Genomic DNA, 22,718 nt, shown 5'->3' on the forward strand with positions numbered 1-22,718 from the left:
AATTTAAGGAGGGTTTTTATGAGTGTCCAAGGTATTTTAATCATTTTAGTGTTTGTCTTCTTTGCGTACTTAATGGTTACACAAAAAATGCCTGCGCTTTTAGCACTACCATCAATGGCTATTGTTATTGCTATAATAGCTGGGATGCCTTTAAATTACATTTTATCGAACATAATAGGTGCTGGAGCTGTGAGGCTTCAAAGCGCAATGGCTGCTGCAATATTTGGTGCAATTTTAGCGCAGATAATAAACAAAACAGGAATTTCTGAAAGCATTGTAAGAACTGCTGCAGAATTAGGGGGAGACAGGCCGATTATCGTTGCATTAGCAATAACCTTTGCAGTTGCTCTTATATTTACTTCTCTCGGAGGCTTAGGATCTGTAATAATGGTAGGAACGATTGTTTTACCCATTTTAATATCAGTAGGAATTGAACCAGTTATTGCTGCTTCATTGTTGCTCATGGGGTTAAATTTAGGAGGTTTATTTAATGTTATGAACTATGCTTTTTACCAAAGTGCTTTAAACCTTGATATGGCAACAATAAAAAGCTTTGCCTTAGCTTTTGGAATAATTGCAGCAGTTGTTCTTTTATTGTTTATATTTATCAATGTACCGAAAAAGAAGACTGTTACTGCTTGGGCAATGCCCACAGAAACTCAGGAAGAAAAGCCTCGCGCTTCTTGGTATGCTCTTTTGACGCCAATCATACCCGTTTTACTCCTTTTCATATGGCCATTAATCTTTAAAGATGCAGAAGGCAAACCAATTCAGATAGATATAATATCAGCAATGTTAATAGGTATTCTTTATGGTATTTTGACAACAAGACCCCGCGAAATAAAAAATCTACTTACAAGTTCAATAATTGAGGGGATAAAGGATGTCGCACCTGCACTAGGTTTGATGATAGGGATTGGTATGCTTTTACTCGCTGTTATGGATAAAACAACTGCAGCACTAATTTCTCCAATTATTTCCAAAATTTTACCAACTTCGAAAATTGGATATGTATTATTTTTTGTGATACTATCACCATTGGCACTTTACAGAGGACCTTTAAACTTATGGGGACTAGGGAGTGGTGTTGCTGCCCTCATGATTTCAGCAGGTATATTACCTCCTCAAGCTATTATGGGTGCATTGATTGCTACAGGCAATATTCAAGGTGTGTGTGACCCTACTAATACTCATAACGTTTGGACTGCATACTTTACAAATACAGATACAACAACCATTCTGAAAAAGACATTACCATATATGTTAATTGTTGTATTGTTAGATATTATATATGTAGCGCTTTTTAAATGGTAAAAAGAAGGAAAAGGGGGAGGTTATTCCCCCCCCTTTATAGGATAATATAACTATAAATTTTTTGAGGAGGGCAGATACAGTGCTAAAGATAGCGTATATTCCGCTTGACAACAGACCCTGCAATTATGATTTTATATTAAAAGCAGCTAAAATCAAGGGAATAGATATTATTACACCGACTGAAGAAAAGCTGGGTAAATTTACTACTCATGGGGATGTAGAATATATAAGAAAGTGGTTGATGAATCTCCGTAATGTAGATTATCTTATTTTATCTATAGATATGTTAGCCTATGGTGGTTTAATTGCAAGTAGAGAAATGAATTTAAATGTTGTTCCGTATGGGTTTGCAGAATCTATTAGAGAGTTTAAAAAGAATAATAGTAATTGCAAGGTATATGCCTTTAATATAATTATGAGAACATCTATAAGTGTGAAAGACGAAAAAACATATGAATATTGGAAACTGATTAATGAATATTCTTCCCTAGCTTATAATGAACACGAAAATTTTAGTAGAATAAAAGAGCTTGAAAAGATAATTCCTAAGTCTATTCTTGATGGTTATTTAAAAGCCAGAAGACGCAATCATGAAGTTAATAATATCTCAATCGATTTGGTAAATGAGGGAATAATAGATTTTTTGGTTTTAGGTCAAGAAGATTGTGATAAAATAGGAATTCATCTTTTAGAGCAGGAAAGACTGCTTACAAAAATAAGAGAATTAGGTCTTGAAGAAAAGATAATGATGATGCCAGGTGCTGATGAGTTTGGTCAGATTTTATTTGTAAGGGTATTGAATGATATTTCAAGAATGAAAATTGGGAGGTTAGTGTATGATAATGATCGTCTAAAATATGTAGTAGCACAATACGAAAACATACCAATTTACGAAACTTTAGATTTGCATATCAAAGCCGCTGGTTTTGATATAAATGAAGTAAATGATCAGATAATTTTATATATAATAACGCCTAAAATATTTGATGACATTATTTGGATTGATGATGACCATTATAAATATCTTGAGGGTGTTAAAGCTGAAGATGTTTATATAAATGATGAAGAACTAGATGCCTATATAAAAAATCACAAAATTATAATATTTGATTTATGTCATGCCAATGGAGGCTGGAAAGAACTTATTTATTTTCTTTCGGGAAACGACATATTACATGAGATATATGGATATACAGCCTGGAATACGGCTTCAAATAGTATTGGGACAGGACTCTTATTTTATGCTTTGTTATATGAAGAGAATAAGGACAGTAAATTATTTCTTGAATTTCTTATAGAAAGGTTTTATGATGACTTTTTATACCAAAGCATAGTTCGCCCAAAAATAAATAAAATTTTACAAAAGGAAGGAGAAAATATCCATTTATTTAAAGAGTTTAGATACAATTATAATATGATATTATGTGAACTTATGAAAAAACATGATGAGATTATTAAAAAATCAATATTAAATAAACCTATTAAGATTTTAGAAAATTTGCAAATAAAAGATTATCACATTGAATGCTCTTTTCCATGGAATAGGACATTTGAAATAAAAGTGGATGTTAAAGTTCAAATATAAATTTTTCTAGAGGGGTGATATTATTATGAGATTGATTGAAAGGTTAAAAAGCAATAAAATGACACTTGTTGTAAGCCTTCCTCAAAATACTTTAGAACTTGCTTTGGCGGCAGTCAATGGTGGTGCCGATGCAATTAAGGTCCATACAAATGTTTTTCATAGAGCAAGTGGCAATAGGTTTCCAAGACTAATAGAACAAGTAGATATTCTAGAGGAAATTGTAAGAAAAGTCAACATACCTGTAGGCATTGTGCCAGGGGGAGATGAATCTTGTATTGAAAAAGAAGAAATTAAAATATTAAAAGATATTGGTTTTGATTTTATATCGATGTTCGTTCACCACATGCCTTTATATATATATAAATCGGGATTTACAATAATGTCTACAATAACTCGAGATTATACAATCGACGAAATAGAGACGTTAAATTATTTGAATGTTGATGTAATCGAAGCAGATATGTTGCCAGATGATAAAAAAGATATTATTTATTTAGCTGATTTAATAAGGTATAGAAAAATAATTGAATATGTTAATAAACCTGTAGTTGTACCTACTCAAAGGGTTATCTTGCCGGAAGAAGTGGAAGACCTTTATAATATTGGTGTTAGAGGTTTTATGATTGGTGCTATAGTTACAGGTAATAGTCCAAATCAATTAGAAAGAGTTACAAGTGAATATAGGAAAGCTATCGACAGGCTTTAATGTGATTTTTAGAAGGAGGAGATAGTATTGAAAGTAAGAATCGGGATAGATGTTGGAGGAACATTTACAGATGCAGTTGCTATAGATAATGACACTTATGAATTGATAGGGACAATAAAGGTACCGACGACACATACTGCGAAAGAAGGTGTTGCAAAAGGCATTATAGAAGCCCTTGTAAAACTCATGGAAGAACACAAGATAAATCCGGAAGATGTTTTATTTATAGCTCATGGGACAACACAGGCGACAAATGCATTATTAGAAGGTGACGTTGTTCCTGTTGGCATTATAGCTGCAGGGAAAGGGCTTGAGGGTATTAAAGTAAAAAGCGATACAAATATACAAGATATAGAACTTGCACCAGGTAAGATATTAAAAATTGTAAGTCAATATATTGAATTAGATGAGGAATTTGAAAAAAAGGTAGAAATGAAAATTGAAGAATTCAAAAATCAAGAGATAGGGGCAATCGTTGCAGCACAGGCCTTTTCAGTTGATGATCCTACCATTGAAAATAAAATAGTTGAAATAGCAGAGCAAAAAGGGCTTCCAGCGACGGCAACGCATGAAATAACAAAGCTATATGGATTAAAGATAAGGACAAGGACTGCAGCAATAAACGCATGTATACTTCCCAAAATGATAGAGACAGCAAACATGACAGAAGATAGCGTAAAAAAATCTGGCATAAAAGCACCTCTCATGATAATGAGAGGCGATGGTGGAGTAATGAATATAGCGGAAGTGAGGAAAAGACCGATATTAACACTTCTTTCAGGGCCTGCTGCAGGTGTAGCAGGAGCTTTGATGTATGAAAAAATATCTGATGGCATATTCCTTGAAGTTGGTGGAACAAGTACAGACATTTCTGCAATAAAGGCAGGTAAAGTGATGGTAAATTATGCAGAAATTGGTGGGCATAAAACATATCTTAACTCCCTTGACGTAAGAACGGTGGGAATAGCAGGAGGAAGTATGATAAGGCTGGGTGACAAAGACATAGAAGACGTTGGACCGAGAAGCGCCCACATTGCAGGTTTACCATATGCAGTTTACAGCGATCCTGAAGAAATAATAGAACCTGAAATAGTATATATAAAACCAAAAAAGAATGATCCCGGTAATTATGTTGCAATCAAAAGTAAAAATGGCAAAATATTTGCGGTAACTGTATCCTGCGCGGCAAACGTATTAGGATATGTAAAACCAGAAGATTACGCCTATGGTAATCGAGAAGCTGCAAGAAAGGCATTAGAACCAATTGCTAAAAAACTCAATAAAACAATTGAAGAGGTAGCTGAGAGGATAATGAATATTGCCAGCATGAAAGTAGCAAAAGTTGTTGAACAACTTCTTAATGATTACAAACTTGACAAAGATACGACAATACTTGTAGGTGGAGGAGGAGGAAGTGCTTCAATAGTTCCCTATGTTGCAAAAATTATGGGTATGCACCATAGAATAGCCAAAAACGCTCAGGTAATCTCTACAATAGGAGTAGCCCTTGCGATGGTAAGAGAAATAGTAGAGCGCACAATACAAAATCCCACTGAAAAAGATATATTGTCAATAAGAAATGAAGCAAAAGAAGCAGTAATAAGATCAGGGGCATTAGAAGAAACGGTAGAAATATACGTAGAAATAGACTCACAAAAAAATATAGTAAGAGCAATTGCTACAGGAGCTACAGAATTACGTTCCAAAGACATATTAAACAAAAACTTGGGAGAAGAAGAAATAAAGAAAATAGCAGCTCAGGTAATGAAATTAGAATCGACAAAAAACCTTCAAATAATCGATAAAACAGGTTCAATGTATATCATAAAAGGAATAGAAGACAGGAAAAGATTATTTGGGCTATTATCACAAAAGCAGGAAAGAGTAGTAGTAATAAACAAAGAAGGGGTTATAAGACTTCACAAAAATAACGGCAAAGTATGTAGAACAACCATTAAAACCTTTGAAAATGATTTAAACAAAGCATTAGAGCAAAACATATTTTATGGCGATGGCGGAGCTGAAATCCCTGATTGCTTTATCATACTGCCAAATAGAATAGTAGACCTATCAGGACTTATCGACAAAGAACAAATAATTTCACTGGCAAAAGTAGAAATAAGTGGCTTATCTGATAATGACCGAATACTCATATTATTAAGCAAAAGGTGATGAAATGGTACCCTCTGTATTTCTTAATAAACAACAATTAATTGCCCAGGAATTAAAATTTGATATATATTACAATAGAATATCCGACCTTAATCTTGATGATATATTAGAAATAGCATGGAATAGAGGGATAAAAGAGGCAGAAAAAATAAAAGGCAAAGACATAAAACAACTAATATTTCAAGAAAACATACTTATAGAAACAGATGAAAAAAGTTATAACCCTGCCTATACTATTTTTAGCGATTATAACAGTAAAGAAAGAAAGATTACCATTTACAAAAAAAATATACAAAACGTATTTATCCCTTCTATACCAGACAAATATTTCTTTTGGAAAGATAATGAAAAAATTGTAGATTTATTTCTAACTCACGAATATTTTCACCATTTAGAGGCCGAATATATTGGATTAACAAGTGAAATAAAAAAGATACAAATAAAAATTGGTCCATTTATACTAAAAAGAAGATTAAGAGCATTAAGTGAAATAGCGGCTCATGCTTTTGTAAAAGAATTTTATGATATATGGTAGGTGGTGATAGTGAAATTATATGACGTAGTGGTTGTAGGGGGTGGAGTATCAGGAACGGTAGCAGCAATAGCATCTGCAAGAAATGGAGCTCAAACTCTATTAATTGAACGATATGGATTTCCCGGCGGTTCACTTACAAATATGGGTGTTGGGCCCATGATGACTTTTCATGCGGGAGACAGGCAGGTGGTAAGGGGGATACCACAAGAAATAGTAGATAATCTTGTAAAAATAGGAGGAAGTCCTGGCCACGTAATAGATACAACTGGATTTGTAAGTACTGTAACACCCTTTGATGTAGAACTTATGAAATATGTTTTAGAAAAGATGCTAATAGATAGTGGTGTAGAAATACTATATCACAGTTTTTTATCGAGCGTTGAGATGGATGGAAGTAAAATAAAATCAATTAAAATTGTGAATAAATCAAGGGAAATGACTATAAAAAGCAAAATTTATATAGATTCAACAGGAGATGCAGACCTTGCAGTAAGATGTGGTGTCGATTATTTATTAGGACGACCCAAGGATAACTTGGCACAACCAATGACAATGAATGTAAGAATTGGTAATGTAGATATACAAAAGATAAAAGAATACATGATAAATAATCCAACAGAATTTAGAATGGTAGATAAAGAAAAAATCATAAAAGCAAAAAGACTATCAGTAAACGGCTTTTATTCTATACTAAAAGAAGCAAGAAAAAAAGGAGAAATAAATTTTGAAAGAGACATGGTGTTATTTTTTGAAACAAATACACCAGGTGAAGTTATAGTAAACATGACAAGGGTACAAAGGCTAAATGGTACAGATATAAAAGATTTAACCAAAGGTGAAATAATCGGAAGGAATCAAGCCATTGAGTTGTTTAACTTTATGAAAAAAAGAATACCTGGTTTTGAAAATAGTATATTGATTTCAACAGGTCCGCAAATAGGAGTGAGAGAAACCAGGAAAATAATTGGTGAATACATATTAACAGCTGAAGACCTTGTTTCAAACAAGCGCTTTGATGACTGCATTGCAAAAGGGGGTTATCCTGTTGATATACATTCACCGGAGGGTGAGGGCGTTGTTTACATGAAACTTAAAAAGGGTAGTGATTACGATATACCTTATAGAAGTTTGTATAGTAAAAAAGTAGATAATTTACTTGTGTCAGGTAGATGCATATCATCAACGCATGAAGCAAATGCAGCAATAAGAGTTTCACCAATTGCTATGGCAACGGGTCAAGCTGCAGGTACGGCAGCAGCTATAGCAGCAAAAGAAGATACAAAAGTTTGGAATGTGGATGTAAAAATGCTGAGAAACATTTTATTAAAGCAAGGGGCTTATATTTAAAGGTACAAGGTACATTAAATGGGTACCTTGTACCATTAAATTTTTACATATTTACTGGTTTATTGTTTTCATCTACAAATATTACTTTAGGCTTATAATTTTTGGCTTCCTCATCATCCATTATTGCATAAGATATTATGATGATTATATCGCCTACCTGACATAGTCTTGCTGCTGCGCCGTTTATGCATATTGTACCTGAGCCTCTTTCGCCTTCTATTGCGTAAGTGTCAAATCGTGCACCGTTGTTGATGTTTAAAACCTGTACTTTTTCATTTGGCATTATATCAGCAAGTTCCATTAAATTTTTATCAATTGTTATAGAACCCTGGTAATTTAAGTTGGCATCTGTTACAATTGCTCTGTGTATTTTAGATTTCATCATAAACCTTTGCATTATATATTTTCCCCCCACAATAGATTATCTATAAGCCTTGTTGTCCCAATAAAGCAAGCTATTGCAATAAGTGCTTTATCTTTTATATAAGTTAAGTCTTCTAATGTATCAGGATGAACGCAGGAGACATATTGCACTTTGCACAAAGGCTCTGAGTTTAAGACTTCATTTACTTTTTTTATTATAGTATTAGCATTTCTTTCGCCATTTAGAAGTAATTTTTCAGCTTCTTTTAGAGATTTTGAAAGTATTAGGGCTGCTTTTCTTTCTTCAGGATTTAGATATACATTTCTTGAACTCATTGCTAAACCGTCACTTTCCCTTACAATAGGGGCTTTAATTATTTCTACAGGAAAATTTAAGTCTTCCACCATTTTCTTTATCACTGCAACTTGTTGTGCATCTTTTTGCCCGAAAACTGCTATGTCTGGTGTGAAAATGTTAAATAATTTTGCCACAACTGTTGTGACGCCTTTAAAATGACCGGGCCTGAAAGCTCCACAAAGTTTTTCAGTGATTTTATCTACATTTACCGTTGTGAGAAGTTCAGAAGGATACATTTCCTCTACAGAAGGAGCAAAAACAAGGTCACAGCCTTCTTTTTCAAGAAGTTTTAAATCCCTTTCCAAGTCTCGAGGATATCTATCAAAGTCTTCATTAGGTCCGAATTGAATTGGATTTACAAATATGCTTACAGCTACAAAATCTGAATGCTTTTTTGCAATTCTTACGAGGGACAAATGGCCTTCGTGCAAATATCCCATTGTAGGTACAAGTCCAATTTTTTTACCTGACAATTTTTGTTCTTTAATTATATTTCTTACATTACTAATTTTATCTGTTACTATCATTTATTCTCCCTCTTTTCTAAAGTAAAAGAATGTTCTTCATCTGGGAATAAGACTTGTTGTACTTCTTTAATGTAAGCATTTATGCCATCAATCATTATTTTTTCAATATCTGCGTATTGTTTTACAAATTTAGGCCTATGACCTTGAGTTATTCCCAGCATGTCGTGGGTGACAAGGATTTGACCATCGCAGTAAGGACCGGCACCTATTCCAATAGTTGGAACTGAAATATTTTCTGTAATGTTTTTTGCAAGCTCCATTGGAATGCTTTCAAGCACAAGGGCACATATACCTGCTTGTTCTAATACTTTGGCATCGTTAAAAATCTTTTTTGCTTGTTCCTTTTCTTTGCCTTGGACTTTATACCCTCCCAATTGATGGACTGATTGAGGAGTGAGACCGAGATGACCTACCACTGGTATTCCTGCATCTACTATGGCTTTGACTATTGAAGCTATTTCTTCTCCACCCTCCAACTTTACAGCGTGAGCTCCGCCTTCTGCAATAAGCTTTGCAGCATTAGTCATAGCCTGTTCTTTAGATATGTGATATGACATGAAAGGCATGTCAGCAACTATAAATGCACGATTGACTGCCCTTGAAACGGCTTTTGTGTGATGTATCATGTCTTCCATTGTGACAGGTATTGTGCTTTCGTATCCTAAAACCACCATCCCGAGAGAATCTCCTACTAAAATCATGTCAATTCCGCAATTGTCAAGGATTTTAGCTGTGGGGAAGTCATAAGCAGTTAAAGCTGTTATCTTTCTTCCTTCTTTCTTAAATTTCCTTAGTGTGAGAGTTGATACTTTTTCCTCCATTTAATATACCCTCCAATTCAAAATATTTTTCATCGTTAAAACTTCCTTTTTCATAAGCAATCTCAAGAGTTAATTTACCCAAACTTTTATAAAGTTCTTCAAGACTAGGATCTTTTATATTTTCAAGATGAAGTTTTACAGTGTTTACATCCCCTCTTGCTATAGGACCTGTCAAAGCATCAGTTGTGCTTTTTTCTTTTATATTTTTTAAAGTTCCCTCCATTAAAGGGATTAAGGCCTCAGGATAATCTTCAAAAGGAAAGCCTGATTCTTTTAAAAGAAGCAAACTAAATTTTGAAAGAGCTACAAGGTAATTTGAGGCTACAACACAAGCGGCATGATAAAGGGGTCTTACTATATTGTTTAAAACTATGTATTTACCTGATATTTTATTTACAATTTCTTTTCCAATTTCAACTGCTTTTTCATCTCCTTCTAAAGTGAAATAGGATTCTGGAAGAAGTTCTAAAGCTGCTGATACAGAGGGGCACGTTTGTATAGGATGCATTACCATGATAAAATTATTTTCATCTTTAAGAGGATTTAAAACTTCTAAATTTAAAGCTCCACTTAAGTGAGCAAAAATTTTTTCTTTAAGTATTTCTTTGTGTTGACTTAAATTGTTTACTACTTCTGGTATGCTACTGTCATTTGTACTTATTATGATTACATCAGCATTTGTAATAATCTCTTCATAATTATAAAAGGCTTTAGATTGTGTAAATTCAGCCGATTTTTTGGCTGATTCTAAATTTCTACTTAAAAAACCTGAGATATTAATACCCTTTTGGGATAACAAAAAAGCGAGGCTTGTTCCTACAACACCAGCCCCGATAAATCCAATTTTCAATAGTTTTCCCTCCTTTTAATTAAGACAAAAAACCTTCCACGGATGGGAAGGTAAATCTTCTTTATTTCCCGTCCCGGTCTTGTGATCCTGGCGGGGCCGAAATGAGCCCTATTGAATTTTTATTAAGTGTGTGGTTCTATAAAGATACCACCACTTTTGGAATAATAGCACAATGGGATTTTGTAGTCAATAAAGACAATTACTATTCTAGCTTCCTTGCAAAAATGAGATACCCTGTGTGTCCTACCATTAAATCTTCTGGCCTTAACCTTTGAGGGTTTAATTTATATTTTCTAAGTATAATTTCACTGACTTCTGAAATATAAAAGCCAGCTTTTTCAAGTGCAGCCAAACTTTCAGATACTTGATTTGTAGTGGGAACTAATATTCCTAGGTGTCCTGCAGGTTTTAGCGCTTTCCTTACTTCTTCTAAAACTTCCCACGGTTTTCTAACATCTAAGAAAAATGCGTCCAAGTCTCTTTCTTTGATTCCCTCATTTATAGATTTATTGTACATTATGACATTATCAAATTCCGAAAACTCCCTGAGATTTTTTTGCGCCAGTTTATAAAATTCTTCTCTTTGCTCATATGTATATACTCTTCCATAAGGCCCTAAAATACGAGAGAGGTATACAGTAAAAGCACCAGAACCAGTTCCAGCTTCACCTACTCTTTTGCCTGGAAAAATGTCAAGGCGCATCGCAATGTAATTTGCTTCTTTTGGATAGATAATTTGTGTTTGACGCTTTAAATAGTGCATTATATAATCAAATGTATCGCAGTTAAGTACATAATATTTTACTCCTTGTACTTCAAAGCTATTTCCAGGTTTTATTTGAGACAAGAATTCTGTGTCAATTTGACCTTTTGGAAGCCCAATTTTAGAGGGAGAAGATAGATCCACTACTTTTTTAAAATTGTCTGGTCCTATTATTACGCGTTTTGTAGTTATTGGTGATGTCATGGTTGTTCCCCCTTTCTTTTAAAAAGGGTTTTTATGCCTATATATTATAACACATTGTTTTATAAAGTTACAGATTTAAAGGATATTTTCAAGAATAGGTTTTTCGTTTTGAGGTATATGCCTAATTAACATTTTAATAGCTTTAAGCTGTGCACTGCTTAGGTCTTTATTTTTCGTATCCACATAACTTTTTAGTTTTTCCATGTTTATTTCTATTTCATCAATTTCTCTATGCTCTATTATCATTGCCCATTTTTTATTTATATTTTTCCATTCTTTTTCTACTGTTTTTATGTTTTTTTGTGCTTCTTCCCAATGCTCTTTTTCTATGTTTTGCTGCACTTTTGTTAACATTTTATTTAAATTTTCAGAGGTTTTATCAAGGTATTTAAAAGATATAATATCTAAAAGCACTATAAAAATAACGACAGATATCATCAAAGGAACTACATATCGCACATTTAATCTTCCTTTCTGTAAACAGTTAAAACTTTATTGGTGTCTAAAGAGGCAAAGAGTACTTCTTTGACATTTTGTATTTTCCACATTTTCAGCTGTTCATTTAGCCATTCCATATCAATACCTGCTTTCTGCATATTCTGATGCATAATTCTTCCGTCTATTATTATAGGAAGTGGTAATCCCTCGTATTGGGGAGTTAAATTTAGGTCTTGAGGAGTTACAGGCCTTTTGTCGCTCTTTGGTATAACGCTTAAACTGCCATTTGTTTCAAGTATTGCATATTCCACATCGGCTATATTAGGGTAACCTTTTACTCTTAATTCTTCCAAAAGGTCATTTATATTGTAACGTTCTTTTTGAAGTTGAGACGTTAGGATTTTACCTTTTTCAATTAAAATAGTAGGTGTACCGCAAATTATAGCTCTTGCTCTTAAGCTCTTCATTGATAAGTAGGATAAAAAAAGTTGTGAGACTAAAAGGGTTAAGATAGGTATAATACCTGATAAAAGAGGGATTCCTTTGTTTTGCATAGGGATTGCTACTAAGTCTGCTATCATGATTGCGATAACTAGTTCGTAGGGTTGAAGCTGACCTATTTGTTGTTTTCCTGAAATTCTCATAAATATTACCACAAGAGCGTATAAAATTAAGGTGCGGAAAAACAGTATTAACATAATGTCACCCTTTCTAAGTCTTCATATATAGTATTGTTGATGGGTTTTGAAAATATTCATTTACATTTATTCCAATCTTTTACCATAAAGTTTGTTAAAAAACTTTTTATAATGTAAAATTTTCAGTGGTAACGTTTTATAACAATTTATGATATAGTATGTAAATTTACAAACTGTTATAATATAGATGAGGGATAAATAAAAAATAGGGGTTGAAGAATATGTATAAACTTTTTGTCACAGATGCTGATGGGAGCTTATTAAATAGTAATTCTGAAATCTCTGATAAAAATAAAGAAGCAATAAAAGAGGTGATTTCAAGGGGAGTCATTTTTACTATTGCTACTGGACGTATGTTTTCTTCTATACTACCTTATGCTCTTGAGCTTAATATTAATGCTCCAGTGATTTCTTATAATGGTGCTTTAATAAAAGATATTTATACTAAAAAGGTGTACTATTACAATCCTATACAGACAGAAGATGCGATATTTGCGATAAGATTGTTAAAAGAAATTGGATATCATATAAACCTCTATATCGATGATGAGCTATACGTGGAAGAAATAACTGATAGAGTAGAGTGGTACCTTTCTTTTAACAATGTTACTGTAAATGCGGTGGGGAATTTAGAGGAATTTCTTAAAAGGACGGGAGGCGTGACGGCTAAAATCTATGCGATAAATGATATGAAAAATCCTATTTCTATTGATGCAGAAATTTACGACGAAATTTCAAAAAGATTAACCATTTCTACTTCTGGAGGAGGACATTTAGAGATTAATGCAAAAGGAGTAAGCAAGGGCAATGCTTTAAAAACTCTTGCCAATATGTACAGTATAAAAAGAGAGCAGGTAGTGGCGATTGGAGACAATCTAAATGACCTGTCAATGATAGAATATGCAGGATTGGGAGTAGCTATGGGGAACGCTCCTGACATTGTAAAGATAAAAGCGGATTATACAACTTTATCAAATGATGAAGATGGAGTTGCTCATGCAATAGATAAATTTTTCTTAAATAAAAAGACAGTAGCAGTATAGTAACTAGTTTAAACAAAAGGGAATAAAATATATTACCGCCAGGCGGTAATATATTTTTTTATTTTAGGTGATGACCATGGAAGGTATGATTATAAAATTTATCAGTTTGGTTATTATATTTGTTGGGATTTTATATATGTTATTCTCTTTTTTGCCTCTATTTTACGAAAAAGAACAAAAAATAGAGTTAAAAGATGAGTCAGTCAAAAAAATTCATGAAAATGAATGAAAAAAATTGAAAAAATCTATTGACAAAATTCTTTTTAAAAAGTAAAATAACATAAAGCGAAAACGATTAATCCTGGGAGTGATGTACAATGAGTGCAACGATAAAAGATGTGGCGAGAGAAGCAAAGGTTTCAATTGCTACGGTTTCTAGAGTATTAAATAACAGTGCTGTTGTTACAGACGAGACGAGGCAGAGAGTGTTAGAGGCTATAAAAAAGACAGGATATAAGCCTAATGCGTTAGCACGTAGTTTAAAGATCCAAAAGACTCATACTATAGGGCTTATAGTCCCTGATATTTCTAGTACTTTCTATCCTGAGGTAGTTAGAGGAATAGAGGATATTGCTGCGATGTATAATTATAACATATTTTTGTGCAATACTGACCAAAAAGAGGAAAAGGAAGTCAAATATATAGAAATATTAGGAGAAAAGCAAGTAGACGGAATTATCTTTATGGGGGATATAGTAAGGGATAGTGTTATACAAACGTTTAACGAATTTGGTGTACCAGTGGTGCTGGCAGGTACTCAGGACAAAGATAAGAGATTTCCTAGTGTTATGATTGATAATGAAAAAGCTGCATACGACGCAGTAAAATACTTGATTTCTTTAGGACGCAAAAAAATAGGTATGATTTCAGGACCTATGCATGACCCTATAGGAGGGCTTCAAAGGATTGAAGGTTACAAGAGAGCTCTCGAAGAACACGGCATAAAATATGATCCTGAATTAGTAGTAGAAGGAGAGTTTAAAACTCGCAAAGCGTATTTAGCTATGCTAAAGCTTTTAGAATACAAGGTAGATGCAGTATTTGCAGCATCAGATGATATGGCAGCTGCTGCCATAAACGCCATATTTGACTCAAATCTTAAAGTGCCAGAAAACATCCATGTAGTAGGTTTTGACAATACTTACATTTCTACTATTTTTAGACCGACGATTACTACAATACAACAGCCTGCTTATGACATAGGGGCTGTAAGCATGAGACTTTTAACAAAACTTTTAGCAAAAGAACCTATTGAAGAAATGCATGTTATTTTGCCTCATCAGTTGATTGTAAGAGAATCTACTGGCTTTGGAGAAGAAAAAAATAGCCGATAAGGCTATTTTTTTTATAAATTGTTGTGGTATACTGGTGTCAGGAGGGAGGTATATATGGAAAAATTGTTAATTATAGATGATGAAGAGATGTTTGTAAAAGGTTTAAAACTTTCTTTAGAAGAAGAAGGATTTGAAGTTGACGCCGCTTACGATGGAGAAGAAGGGCTTGACAAAGTTCGTTTAGGGAATTATGACCTTGTAATTTTAGATATTATGCTTCCTAAGTTAGACGGTTTTTCGGTATGTAGAGAGATAAGGACTTTTTCAAATATTCCCATAATTATGCTTACTGCAAGAGGAGACGATATTGACAAGATTGTAGGGATAGAAATAGGAGCTGATGATTATTTAGCGAAGCCCTTTAATACTAGAGAGCTTACTGCGCGAATAAGAGCACTTTTAAGAAGAGCTACAAATCCTTATACTAAGCGTAAAGATGAAATAAGAAGGGGAGAACTTTATATAAATATTCCCGAAAGAGCAGTTTACAAGAGAGGGAAGAGAATTGAGCTTACAAATAAAGAATTTGAAATTTTAGTGTTGTTAGCTTCTAATCCAGGAAAAGTCTATACGAAAGATAAATTGTTAGACTTGATATGGGGATTTGATTTTTACGGTGATACAAATACTGTTACAGTGCATGTGAGAAAACTTAGGGAGAAAATTGAAGATGACCCTGCAAATCCTCAATATATTTTCACCAAATAGGGTGCAGGATACTATATGAAGTAAAGGTGATAAAATGAGTTTAAGGTGGAAAATCTTTTCTTTATATTTAATAATATTAATAATTTCATTGGCATTAACTGGGCTTTATCTTTACCGTTATATTGAAAGAAGCTATTTAGACAATGTCAGAGTCAATAATTTAATGCAAGCCAATATGGTATCTAATTTTGTATCAAGATTTGTAGGTACTACTTCTTCTTATTTGATTGAGCCCACTATAATGGAGTATGCAAAACAAATAAATTCAAGAATACTTTTCACTAATATAAATGGAAGAGTATTGGTAGATTCTGCTTCCTCAAAGGAATTTGAAGGAAAAGTAATAAAGGATTACAGCGATATAAAAGAGGCTTTAAATGGCAAGGGTTCTACAAGTATTCATGATATAAATGGTGTAGGTTGGGCGATGTATACTGCAGTTCCCGTTATAGCAAAAAACAATGTAGTAGGAGCAATACTTATATCTTCTTCTATAGATAATATAATAGATCTTTTAAACTCTATAAAATATCGCATGATATATACTTTTACAGGTATTGGATTTTTGGTAAGCCTTTTAAGCCTTTTAGTGGCTTCTTACATTACTAATCCTTTAAAACGATTAACAGAAGCAACAAATATTTTATCTCAAGGGAAATTGGACTACAAAGTTGAGGTAAAAAGCAATGATGAAATTGGAAAATTGGCTAATGCTTTTAATAAGATGAGTTTCAGTTTAATGAAAATAGATGAAGAGCGGAAAAGATTTGTTTCAGATGCTTCTCATGAACTAAAAACTCCTCTGGCATCAGTAAAAGCGTTGATAGAATCTCTCATAAATAGCAAAAATCAAGATATAAAATTTTATAAAGAAATATTAAAGGATGTGGACGGAGAGCTGAATAGGATGACAAGGTTGGTAAATGACTTGTTAGAATTAGCGAGAATGGATAAGATTAAAGCAGTAAAAGTTAGGAAAAGTGAGATTAGCGAGATTATATTAGATGTAATAGAAAGTCTTCTCCCTCTTGCAAAAACGAAAGAGATAAACCTTGAATTTAAAGGGGAAAATAATGTTTTTGCAGAAGTTGATCCCGACAGGTTTTATAGGATGGTCTATAACATAGTAGAAAATGGAATAAAATACACTCATGATGGAGGGAATGTGATAGTAGGTTTAGAAGAAGATGAAAACAATATTTACCTTACGATAGCGGATAATGGTATGGGTATAAGTGAAGAAACTCTTCCCAAGATATTTGACCGATTTACAAGGGGAGATACTGCAAGGTCTAAAAAAAGTGGTGGTTTTGGCTTAGGACTCGCTATTGCTAAGGAGATAATAGATATTCATGAAGGTAAAGTCACAGTGGAAAGTAAAGTGGGAGAAGGAACTGTATTTAGAATTACTTTGCCTAAAAAGAAAAAGGATTAAACTTTTTAATTATTTTTTTATGTTTATTTAATGTTTGTGTAACAAAAGTATAATAAGATTAAACCAAAGGGAGGGAATAAAAGTGAAAAGAATTGCCTTAGTATTGATAGTCATGTTTGTTTTGACGCTGGCGGGGTGCTTTGCGAAAGTTAATAACAGCGAAAAAAATAGTCCTATAAATCCCAAGCCTATAGTGCAAGACGTGTCGAAAGAGATTTCTCTTTATTTTTTAAATGATAAAATGAATGGCCTTATTTTAGAAAGGAGACTTATTTCTAAAGATGCTGATGTTTTAAAACAAGTTGTAGCTGAAATGATTAAAGGGCCAACGGATGAATACGCAAAACCGGTATTCCCTAATGGGACAAAGCTAATTTCTATAGAATTGCAGGAGGGAATTGCTTTTGTAAACTTTTCTAAGGAATTTTTACAGGACAGTGAAGATGAAGGGATAGACAAATTAAGAGTTGCTGCATTGGTAAATGCTTTGACTGATATACCCGGAGTCGAAAGCGTTCAAATACTAGTGGAAGGAAATAAAATTGATGCAGTAGGAAAATACAAAATAGGTTTAGATCCTTTAAAAAGAATGATATTGGTAGGGGATGTATACAATAACCCAGATAGGATAAAGAAACTACAAGAAAGAGCAGATTTAGGGAAAGAAACGTGGCGTTTTGACCCTATCCAACTTCTTAGGCAAGAAGGCGGAATAATAGGAATTGGAAGTGAAGATGAATTGACATTAAAAAATGAAAACAATGGTGTAGCTTATGTAGAGGCGATACACAACAATAAAATGTACAGTATAACATTAATTCAGCCTCTTGGTAAAGGGGACAACTATATTTGGGTTATTGACAATGTGAAGGCCAAGTTTACTGAAATACCTGAAACGAATCCTGCTGAAGGAGAGACCTTTATATACGGTATAGTGAAGGCTATCGATTATGAAAACAGGATTATAACAATTGAAAGGGAATACCAGGATTCTCAGGATATGAAAAATCAAGTAGGGCCGGATATAAAAGTATTGCCTGATGCTATTATACATTTTCAGGCAAAAGTCGGCTATGACAGCCAAGGTGGATTTAAGTATGCAGAAAAAGATATTAACTTTGCAGAAATAAAAATAGGAGATGAGCTAGGTATAATATTAACCAAGGATAAAGAGGCGAGAGCTATAATAGTTTCAGATAGAAGCAATATATCTTATGAACCAAATATCAAAGTAGTTTCTCCAGTTAAAAATGATGTAGTGACAAGTCCTTTCAAAGTAATAGGTAAAGCGAGAGTATTTGAGGGAAATGTAAATATAAGGCTTGTTGACAGCAATGGCAATATTTTAAGTGAGACTGTTGTACAAGCTACGGCTGGCGCTCCTTCTTGGGGAGATTTTGAAGCTATAATCTCTTACAAAGCTTTAAAAGAGCCTCAAAACGGCATTCTTCAGGTTTTCTCTCTAAGCCCTAAAGATGGTTCTGTACAAAACCTCGTTTCTGTTCCATTAAAACTTAAGTAAATTCAGCATCTCAAGGCAAGTTGGATGCTTTTAGCGATTACTTCGGCTATCTCAAATACAAACCCTAATCTTACTGAGCTTAAAAGAAATGAGTCGTAGACATCGACAATGCCTACTATTGATACATCTCCTACAGAAGGAAGTATTTTCCCCACGCCTTTTCCAGGGTATAGTGGGGCTTTTTTTATTGAAATTTTTCCTATACTTTCTTTTCCTCCCAAGGAAGCATCTATAGCTATAATTTTACTGTTAGGATGCTTCTTTTTTATGTATTTTATGTTTTCTTCTAAGTTCATAGCGTGGATTGGAGACTTTAAAGTGCCATAAACATGATAAGTTGGTGGAAGTGATTTTATCAGTAGATTTCCTACGATAGGTCCTAAAGAATCACTTATAAATCTGTCTGTGCCAATACACAAAAAAATCGAATTAGGACTTAAACATGTACTTAAAAAATTTGATATGAAATAAATTGCATTTGAGTCGTCATATTTAAGCCTTAATTCTTCCATCTATAAGTAGCCTCCTTTACAAATAAATTGAATTAAAATTTTTATAACAAGAAATAATAAAAATGCGTAATATTATGTGAAAGGAATGACTAATGTTGAAGAGGCTAAAATTTTATTTAGTTGTGGTTATTGTAATCGCTCTTTTCACTACTATGTTTATGTTTAAGACAAATTTTGAAGAACCTATTTATTTTTCTCAACAAAGTTTGTGGGAAAAAAATAAAGAACAACTTACAAAAGAAGAGAATAATAGTTGCAAAGAAGAACAACCTATTGATTCAAAAAAAGACAAAGAAAAAAAAGAAATGGCAAGGCTCGAAAACCAACAAAAAGAGGAAGAAGCCTATGATTTAGAAAATAACAAAAAAACGCAAAAGGAAAATAGTAATGATGATAGAGTGATAGTTACTTTAGAAAAGATTTTACAAGTACGAAATGAGATGGATCCTTCACAAAAAGCTAGAGTAATAAATATTCTCCTTAAATTAGGAAAAGATGATATGAGCGAAATTATGAAAATGGCTCAAAAAGGCTTAACGCAAGAGGATAGTGATAAAATAATGGAAATATTAAAAAATAAGCTTTCCTCGGAAGAGATCAGCTACCTTGTAGAAATAGCAAATGAATATTTTGCAAAAAAATAAACCCTTTCTTGAATTTAGAAAGGGTTTATAAATTTGACAAAATTTATTTATTTATAAGATTTTTAAACTGATAATTTACTTCTTTGCCATTTACCATTATAGAAATAAAACCAAAGTCATTGTATATATCATTTGTGTTTCCTTCTACGTCTGTTCCATAAGTGGTGATGTATCTTATTTCATCATTTAAAGTAGTGTAAAATTTGCTTTTGCCGTTGTATATAATCCACACATTTTTACCTGTATTTTTTTTGAACTCTTTTAGAGTTTCTTCAAATAAAGTAGCTTCTTTAACGTCTTTGAAGCCATCGCTTCCCCATACTGGTTTGGGAAGTATGATAAAAAGGTTATCTCCTTTTACGTTGTTAAGCTGTTCTTTAAACCAACTCCATTGATTTTTATCCGGATTTAAAAGGCTTCCACTGCGATTGTTAAGCACAATAAATGTAGAATTGTTATAATTATACATTGTGTATTTATCACCGGTTGTGATATATTTGACTTTTAGGTTTTTTAACACTTTTTCATTTACATCTCCTAAGAATATAGCCAATGGGTATTCCGCGTTTGCAATATCTGCTGCTTTTAAAGATATATGCAACTTCAAAAGGGTGTTATATTTAGTATCACCAAACACCATGAATTTAAAGGAATCATAAGTGTTTTTTACAATTACTTCTTTGTTATATGGGTCTATTTGCGTAAATTCTGTAACATGAGGAAGTACTGATGTGTCAAATTCTGAACCTTGCCCTACTTTAACAGGCAAAATAGCTTTTTCTCCTAGCACATTTGCGACAAGTGCACCGGTTACATCTAAATTAGATGAGACAAACATTCCATTTTTATCTATATTTCCAACGTTATTATAAACCTCCCAAGTAATATCTTGCGGCTCTATTAAGGCCCTATAGCCTTTTATATTCTTTGCAGTGACTGTTACAGGTATGCTTTTGTTTTTATCAATGACTATATTAGCTGGATTAAAACGTATGTCTACAGGTTTGTCAAGTGAAGTTATCTTGATAGTCCCAATAGCATTTCCTACTCTTGCAGTTATAACACCTTCTCCTACGCTTGTTGGCATAAAAGTATTACCACTAAATACTCCTGTTATTCCATTTACTGAAAACAAAACTTCTTCTGGATTAATTGTGACAGGGTTGTAATTTTCATCGTATCCTTTTACGGTAATTGTCCTATGAAGTCCTTTAAAAACGTTAGTATCTGATGCTTCTAATTTTAAGGCATATAGATTACCTTGAGGTGCTGTATTAAATATTCCTATTCCGTTTGCTACTTTTCGTTCATAGCCTTCAGGAGGATGGTTCGCAAGCTTAGCTTCAGTATCTCCCAATGGCCTTACAGCCATCTGCGTGGACCCGCCGCCATCTAAATTCAAAGCATCATATGCACCTAAAGATATCATTAAATTTGCCATTTCTTGCTGTGTCATTCCACGGGTTGAAGAGCCGTCAACAGTTGCAATAATCAAATATTTTTTGTCTTGAGTATAGCCTATTGCCGATCTTGCCGTATAGCCTTTTATTTCATGGGTAAAAGGTGCGATTTTTCCATCTTTTACAAGAATTGTACCGCCACTTACAGCCATTTTAAGATTTTCAAAAGGCGGATTTGTCCTTATATCTTTTTGTATTACATCTCCTGGCTTTAAAGTGAGCAAATTTTGTCCTACATAGCCTGCACCAGCTAACACATATCCGTCCTGCGGTATTTCGACAGGAGGCTGTCCTTGCCTTACTTCTAATACCCTGTCGTTACCATCCACGACGACTTCTACTAACTGAGGTACATTTTCATTTGCTCCTGGAGATGTTGAAAACCAGTCCCTTGTGTACATCACTAAATACTCAAAGGTACTGCTTATTTTATTTATTGCGGCAAGAGGAAGTTTTGTGCCGTTTGGAAGAGTAACGGACATGCTTTTTGACCAATATTCTATTGAAGGTATGCCATTTGCGTCAATAGAAAAAGTAGCTAACTTTCCTATATTTGAAGGGTCTGTTATTAACCTTCCATCTTTTACTGTTGCCCCTATTACAAATCCTGTTGTTGTATCGAAGAAATCACCATTTACAGAAGCTACAGCACCATAAGTATTTGCCATGTCTCGCACAGACATTCTGTTTTTTATGCCCGAAGGATTGAAAATCACCGATACATCAGTATATTTATCAGTTAAATCCACTTTTAGTACATTTACATTTATCCATCCTTCAGTTGTAAAATAGACTATATTTTTATGTACAACTCCTTTGCTTAAATTTTGCGTAAATTCTTTTCTGTCAAGGATTGTATATGTATTGGCCTTTACATTTTGAGTTGGAAAGGTTAAAAGCAGTAGAAGAATGCTGACACCTAAAGATAGAATTTTTTTAATGTTCAATTATATCCCTCCCGTTGTTTTTTATTATGTTTTACATATGTTTTCTTTTACTAGTTAATTGTACCATTGTATTATTACAGGTGTATTACAAGAGCATAAATATTCGTCTAACAATTATTATTTACCGAGTGAATAAAGTTGAAACAATTAATTTTTGAAGCGTATAATAGAGATTTTGAGAGTATAGTTAAAAAAATTAAAGTATACAGAGGATAAATAGCCAAAATAGTCGTTTTTAATGAGTTATGCCTATTGTGAAATTTCATTTTTTCTATTATAATTTATTTCGTCACTGGTGTCGGGATGTGGCGCAGTTGGTAGCGCACGTGCTTTGGGAGCATGGGGTCGGGGGTTCAAGTCCCTCCATCCCGACCATTGTGGTCGTATAGCTCAGCTGGGAGAGCACCTGCCTTACAAGCAGGGGGTCATAGG

Annotated in this window: 21 protein-coding genes and 1 tRNA gene; 13 read left to right on the top strand and 9 right to left on the bottom strand. The window is 33.4% G+C overall.

Annotated elements, in window-relative coordinates:
- Positions 1-18 precede the first annotated feature (18 nt).
- From I4N53_RS02825 to I4N53_RS02850, 6 genes are all read left to right on the top strand, one after another.
- Positions 19-1,314 carry a transporter gene (locus tag I4N53_RS02825; RefSeq protein ID WP_009051770.1) on the top strand — a complete coding sequence of 432 codons (1,296 nt, stop codon included), beginning with the start codon at positions 19-21 and terminating at the stop codon, positions 1,312-1,314.
- 79 nt (positions 1,315-1,393) lie between these two features.
- The gene (locus tag I4N53_RS02830; protein WP_214495523.1) at positions 1,394-2,899 is read left to right on the top strand and encodes a DUF4127 family protein; all 1,506 of its coding nucleotides are present in this window, start codon (positions 1,394-1,396) and stop codon (positions 2,897-2,899) included.
- Positions 2,900-2,924: 25 nt separating this feature from the next.
- Positions 2,925-3,605, top strand: coding sequence for a hypothetical protein (locus tag I4N53_RS02835; protein ID WP_214495524.1), 681 nt, complete (start codon positions 2,925-2,927; stop codon positions 3,603-3,605).
- 27 nt (positions 3,606-3,632) lie between these two features.
- Positions 3,633-5,777: a hydantoinase/oxoprolinase family protein gene (locus I4N53_RS02840; RefSeq protein ID WP_214495525.1), complete on the top strand. Its 2,145-nt coding sequence runs from the start codon at positions 3,633-3,635 to the stop codon at positions 5,775-5,777.
- A gap of 4 nt (positions 5,778-5,781) precedes the next feature.
- Positions 5,782-6,312: a hypothetical protein gene (locus I4N53_RS02845; protein WP_214495526.1), complete on the top strand. Its 531-nt coding sequence runs from the start codon at positions 5,782-5,784 to the stop codon at positions 6,310-6,312.
- A gap of 9 nt (positions 6,313-6,321) precedes the next feature.
- A complete protein-coding gene (locus I4N53_RS02850) occupies positions 6,322-7,659 on the top strand; it encodes an FAD-dependent oxidoreductase (RefSeq protein ID WP_214495527.1) in 1,338 nt (445 codons plus the stop codon).
- Between the two features lie 43 nt (positions 7,660-7,702).
- Here I4N53_RS02850 and panD read toward each other — a convergent pair whose 3' ends face one another.
- From panD to I4N53_RS02885, 7 genes are all read right to left on the bottom strand, one after another.
- Positions 7,703-8,056, bottom strand: coding sequence for an aspartate 1-decarboxylase (gene panD, locus I4N53_RS02855; protein WP_214495528.1), 354 nt, complete (start codon positions 8,054-8,056; stop codon positions 7,703-7,705).
- Complete coding sequence (gene panC, locus I4N53_RS02860) at positions 8,056-8,907, bottom strand: pantoate--beta-alanine ligase (RefSeq protein ID WP_012269599.1); 852 nt, start codon at positions 8,905-8,907, stop codon at positions 8,056-8,058. Before panC ends, panD begins: the two co-directional genes overlap by 1 nt.
- The gene (panB, locus tag I4N53_RS02865) at positions 8,904-9,728 is read right to left on the bottom strand and encodes a 3-methyl-2-oxobutanoate hydroxymethyltransferase (protein WP_214495529.1); all 825 of its coding nucleotides are present in this window, start codon (positions 9,726-9,728) and stop codon (positions 8,904-8,906) included. The genes panC and panB overlap by 4 nt, the downstream gene beginning before the upstream one ends.
- Positions 9,688-10,578: a Rossmann-like and DUF2520 domain-containing protein gene (locus I4N53_RS02870; RefSeq protein WP_214495530.1), complete on the bottom strand. Its 891-nt coding sequence runs from the start codon at positions 10,576-10,578 to the stop codon at positions 9,688-9,690. Before I4N53_RS02870 ends, panB begins: the two co-directional genes overlap by 41 nt.
- A gap of 202 nt (positions 10,579-10,780) precedes the next feature.
- Complete coding sequence (locus tag I4N53_RS02875; protein ID WP_013149883.1) at positions 10,781-11,545, bottom strand: tRNA (adenine-N1)-methyltransferase; 765 nt, start codon at positions 11,543-11,545, stop codon at positions 10,781-10,783.
- 75 nt (positions 11,546-11,620) lie between these two features.
- Complete coding sequence (locus I4N53_RS02880; RefSeq protein WP_214495531.1) at positions 11,621-12,004, bottom strand: DUF4363 family protein; 384 nt, start codon at positions 12,002-12,004, stop codon at positions 11,621-11,623.
- 2 nt (positions 12,005-12,006) lie between these two features.
- Positions 12,007-12,681: a DUF421 domain-containing protein gene (locus I4N53_RS02885; protein ID WP_214495532.1), complete on the bottom strand. Its 675-nt coding sequence runs from the start codon at positions 12,679-12,681 to the stop codon at positions 12,007-12,009.
- Positions 12,682-12,902: 221 nt separating this feature from the next.
- Here I4N53_RS02885 and I4N53_RS02890 point away from each other — a divergent pair, with 221 nt between their 5' ends.
- The 5 genes from I4N53_RS02890 to I4N53_RS02910 all read left to right on the top strand — a co-directional run bounded on the left by I4N53_RS02890 (position 12,903) and on the right by I4N53_RS02910 (position 18,723).
- Positions 12,903-13,724, top strand: coding sequence for a Cof-type HAD-IIB family hydrolase (locus tag I4N53_RS02890; protein ID WP_003866902.1), 822 nt, complete (start codon positions 12,903-12,905; stop codon positions 13,722-13,724).
- Between the two features lie 317 nt (positions 13,725-14,041).
- Positions 14,042-15,058 carry a LacI family DNA-binding transcriptional regulator gene (locus I4N53_RS02895; RefSeq protein WP_003866900.1) on the top strand — a complete coding sequence of 339 codons (1,017 nt, stop codon included), beginning with the start codon at positions 14,042-14,044 and terminating at the stop codon, positions 15,056-15,058.
- A 54-nt stretch (positions 15,059-15,112) separates the two neighbouring features.
- On the top strand, positions 15,113-15,766 hold the full coding sequence (locus I4N53_RS02900) for a response regulator transcription factor (protein WP_214495533.1): 654 nt from the start codon (positions 15,113-15,115) through the stop codon (positions 15,764-15,766).
- Positions 15,767-15,800: 34 nt separating this feature from the next.
- Positions 15,801-17,201: a cell wall metabolism sensor histidine kinase WalK gene (locus I4N53_RS02905; RefSeq protein WP_003866898.1), complete on the top strand. Its 1,401-nt coding sequence runs from the start codon at positions 15,801-15,803 to the stop codon at positions 17,199-17,201.
- 82 nt (positions 17,202-17,283) lie between these two features.
- Positions 17,284-18,723, top strand: a complete 1,440-nt coding sequence (locus I4N53_RS02910) for a Gmad2 immunoglobulin-like domain-containing protein (protein WP_028991831.1) — start codon at positions 17,284-17,286, stop codon at positions 18,721-18,723.
- A gap of 2 nt (positions 18,724-18,725) precedes the next feature.
- Here I4N53_RS02910 and yyaC read toward each other — a convergent pair whose 3' ends face one another.
- Positions 18,726-19,235 carry a spore protease YyaC gene (gene yyaC, locus I4N53_RS02915; RefSeq protein WP_214495534.1) on the bottom strand — a complete coding sequence of 170 codons (510 nt, stop codon included), beginning with the start codon at positions 19,233-19,235 and terminating at the stop codon, positions 18,726-18,728.
- Between the two features lie 92 nt (positions 19,236-19,327).
- On the opposite strand from yyaC, the gene I4N53_RS02920 reads away from it, so the two are divergent.
- Positions 19,328-19,879 carry a hypothetical protein gene (locus I4N53_RS02920; RefSeq protein ID WP_214495535.1) on the top strand — a complete coding sequence of 184 codons (552 nt, stop codon included), beginning with the start codon at positions 19,328-19,330 and terminating at the stop codon, positions 19,877-19,879.
- Between the two features lie 43 nt (positions 19,880-19,922).
- Here the strand turns inward: I4N53_RS02920 and I4N53_RS02925 are convergent, their stop codons facing one another.
- A complete protein-coding gene (locus I4N53_RS02925) occupies positions 19,923-22,286 on the bottom strand; it encodes a phosphodiester glycosidase family protein (protein WP_214495536.1) in 2,364 nt (787 codons plus the stop codon).
- A 299-nt stretch (positions 22,287-22,585) separates the two neighbouring features.
- On the opposite strand from I4N53_RS02925, the gene I4N53_RS02930 reads away from it, so the two are divergent.
- Positions 22,586-22,661 (top strand) — tRNA-Pro (locus I4N53_RS02930).
- Positions 22,662-22,718: the final 57 nt, after the last annotated feature.

Origin of the sequence: Thermoanaerobacter sp. CM-CNRG TB177, assembly GCF_018588165.1 — a bacterium.
Taxonomy (GTDB): Bacteria; Bacillota; Thermoanaerobacteria; order Thermoanaerobacterales; family Thermoanaerobacteraceae; genus Thermoanaerobacter; species Thermoanaerobacter thermocopriae.

Bases quoted from the DNA above. Each gene is read 5' to 3' on its own strand.
- I4N53_RS02825 (WP_009051770.1), top strand. From the start codon at position 19: ATGAGTGTCCAAGGTATTTTAATCATTTTAGTGTTTGTCTTCTTTGCG.
- I4N53_RS02905 (WP_003866898.1), top strand. From the start codon at position 15,801: ATGAGTTTAAGGTGGAAAATCTTTTCTTTATATTTAATAATATTAATA.
- I4N53_RS02845 (WP_214495526.1), top strand. From the start codon at position 5,782: ATGGTACCCTCTGTATTTCTTAATAAACAACAATTAATTGCCCAGGAA.
- I4N53_RS02890 (WP_003866902.1), top strand. From the start codon at position 12,903: ATGTATAAACTTTTTGTCACAGATGCTGATGGGAGCTTATTAAATAGT.
- yyaC (WP_214495534.1), bottom strand. From the start codon at position 19,235: ATGGAAGAATTAAGGCTTAAATATGACGACTCAAATGCAATTTATTTC.
- I4N53_RS02920 (WP_214495535.1), top strand. From the start codon at position 19,328: ATGTTGAAGAGGCTAAAATTTTATTTAGTTGTGGTTATTGTAATCGCT.
- I4N53_RS02885 (WP_214495532.1), bottom strand. From the start codon at position 12,681: ATGTTAATACTGTTTTTCCGCACCTTAATTTTATACGCTCTTGTGGTA.
- panB (WP_214495529.1), bottom strand. From the start codon at position 9,728: ATGGAGGAAAAAGTATCAACTCTCACACTAAGGAAATTTAAGAAAGAA.
- panC (WP_012269599.1), bottom strand. From the start codon at position 8,907: ATGATAGTAACAGATAAAATTAGTAATGTAAGAAATATAATTAAAGAA.
- panD (WP_214495528.1), bottom strand. From the start codon at position 8,056: ATGCAAAGGTTTATGATGAAATCTAAAATACACAGAGCAATTGTAACA.
- I4N53_RS02835 (WP_214495524.1), top strand. From the start codon at position 2,925: ATGAGATTGATTGAAAGGTTAAAAAGCAATAAAATGACACTTGTTGTA.
- I4N53_RS02875 (WP_013149883.1), bottom strand. From the start codon at position 11,545: ATGACATCACCAATAACTACAAAACGCGTAATAATAGGACCAGACAAT.
- I4N53_RS02900 (WP_214495533.1), top strand. From the start codon at position 15,113: ATGGAAAAATTGTTAATTATAGATGATGAAGAGATGTTTGTAAAAGGT.
- I4N53_RS02895 (WP_003866900.1), top strand. From the start codon at position 14,042: ATGAGTGCAACGATAAAAGATGTGGCGAGAGAAGCAAAGGTTTCAATT.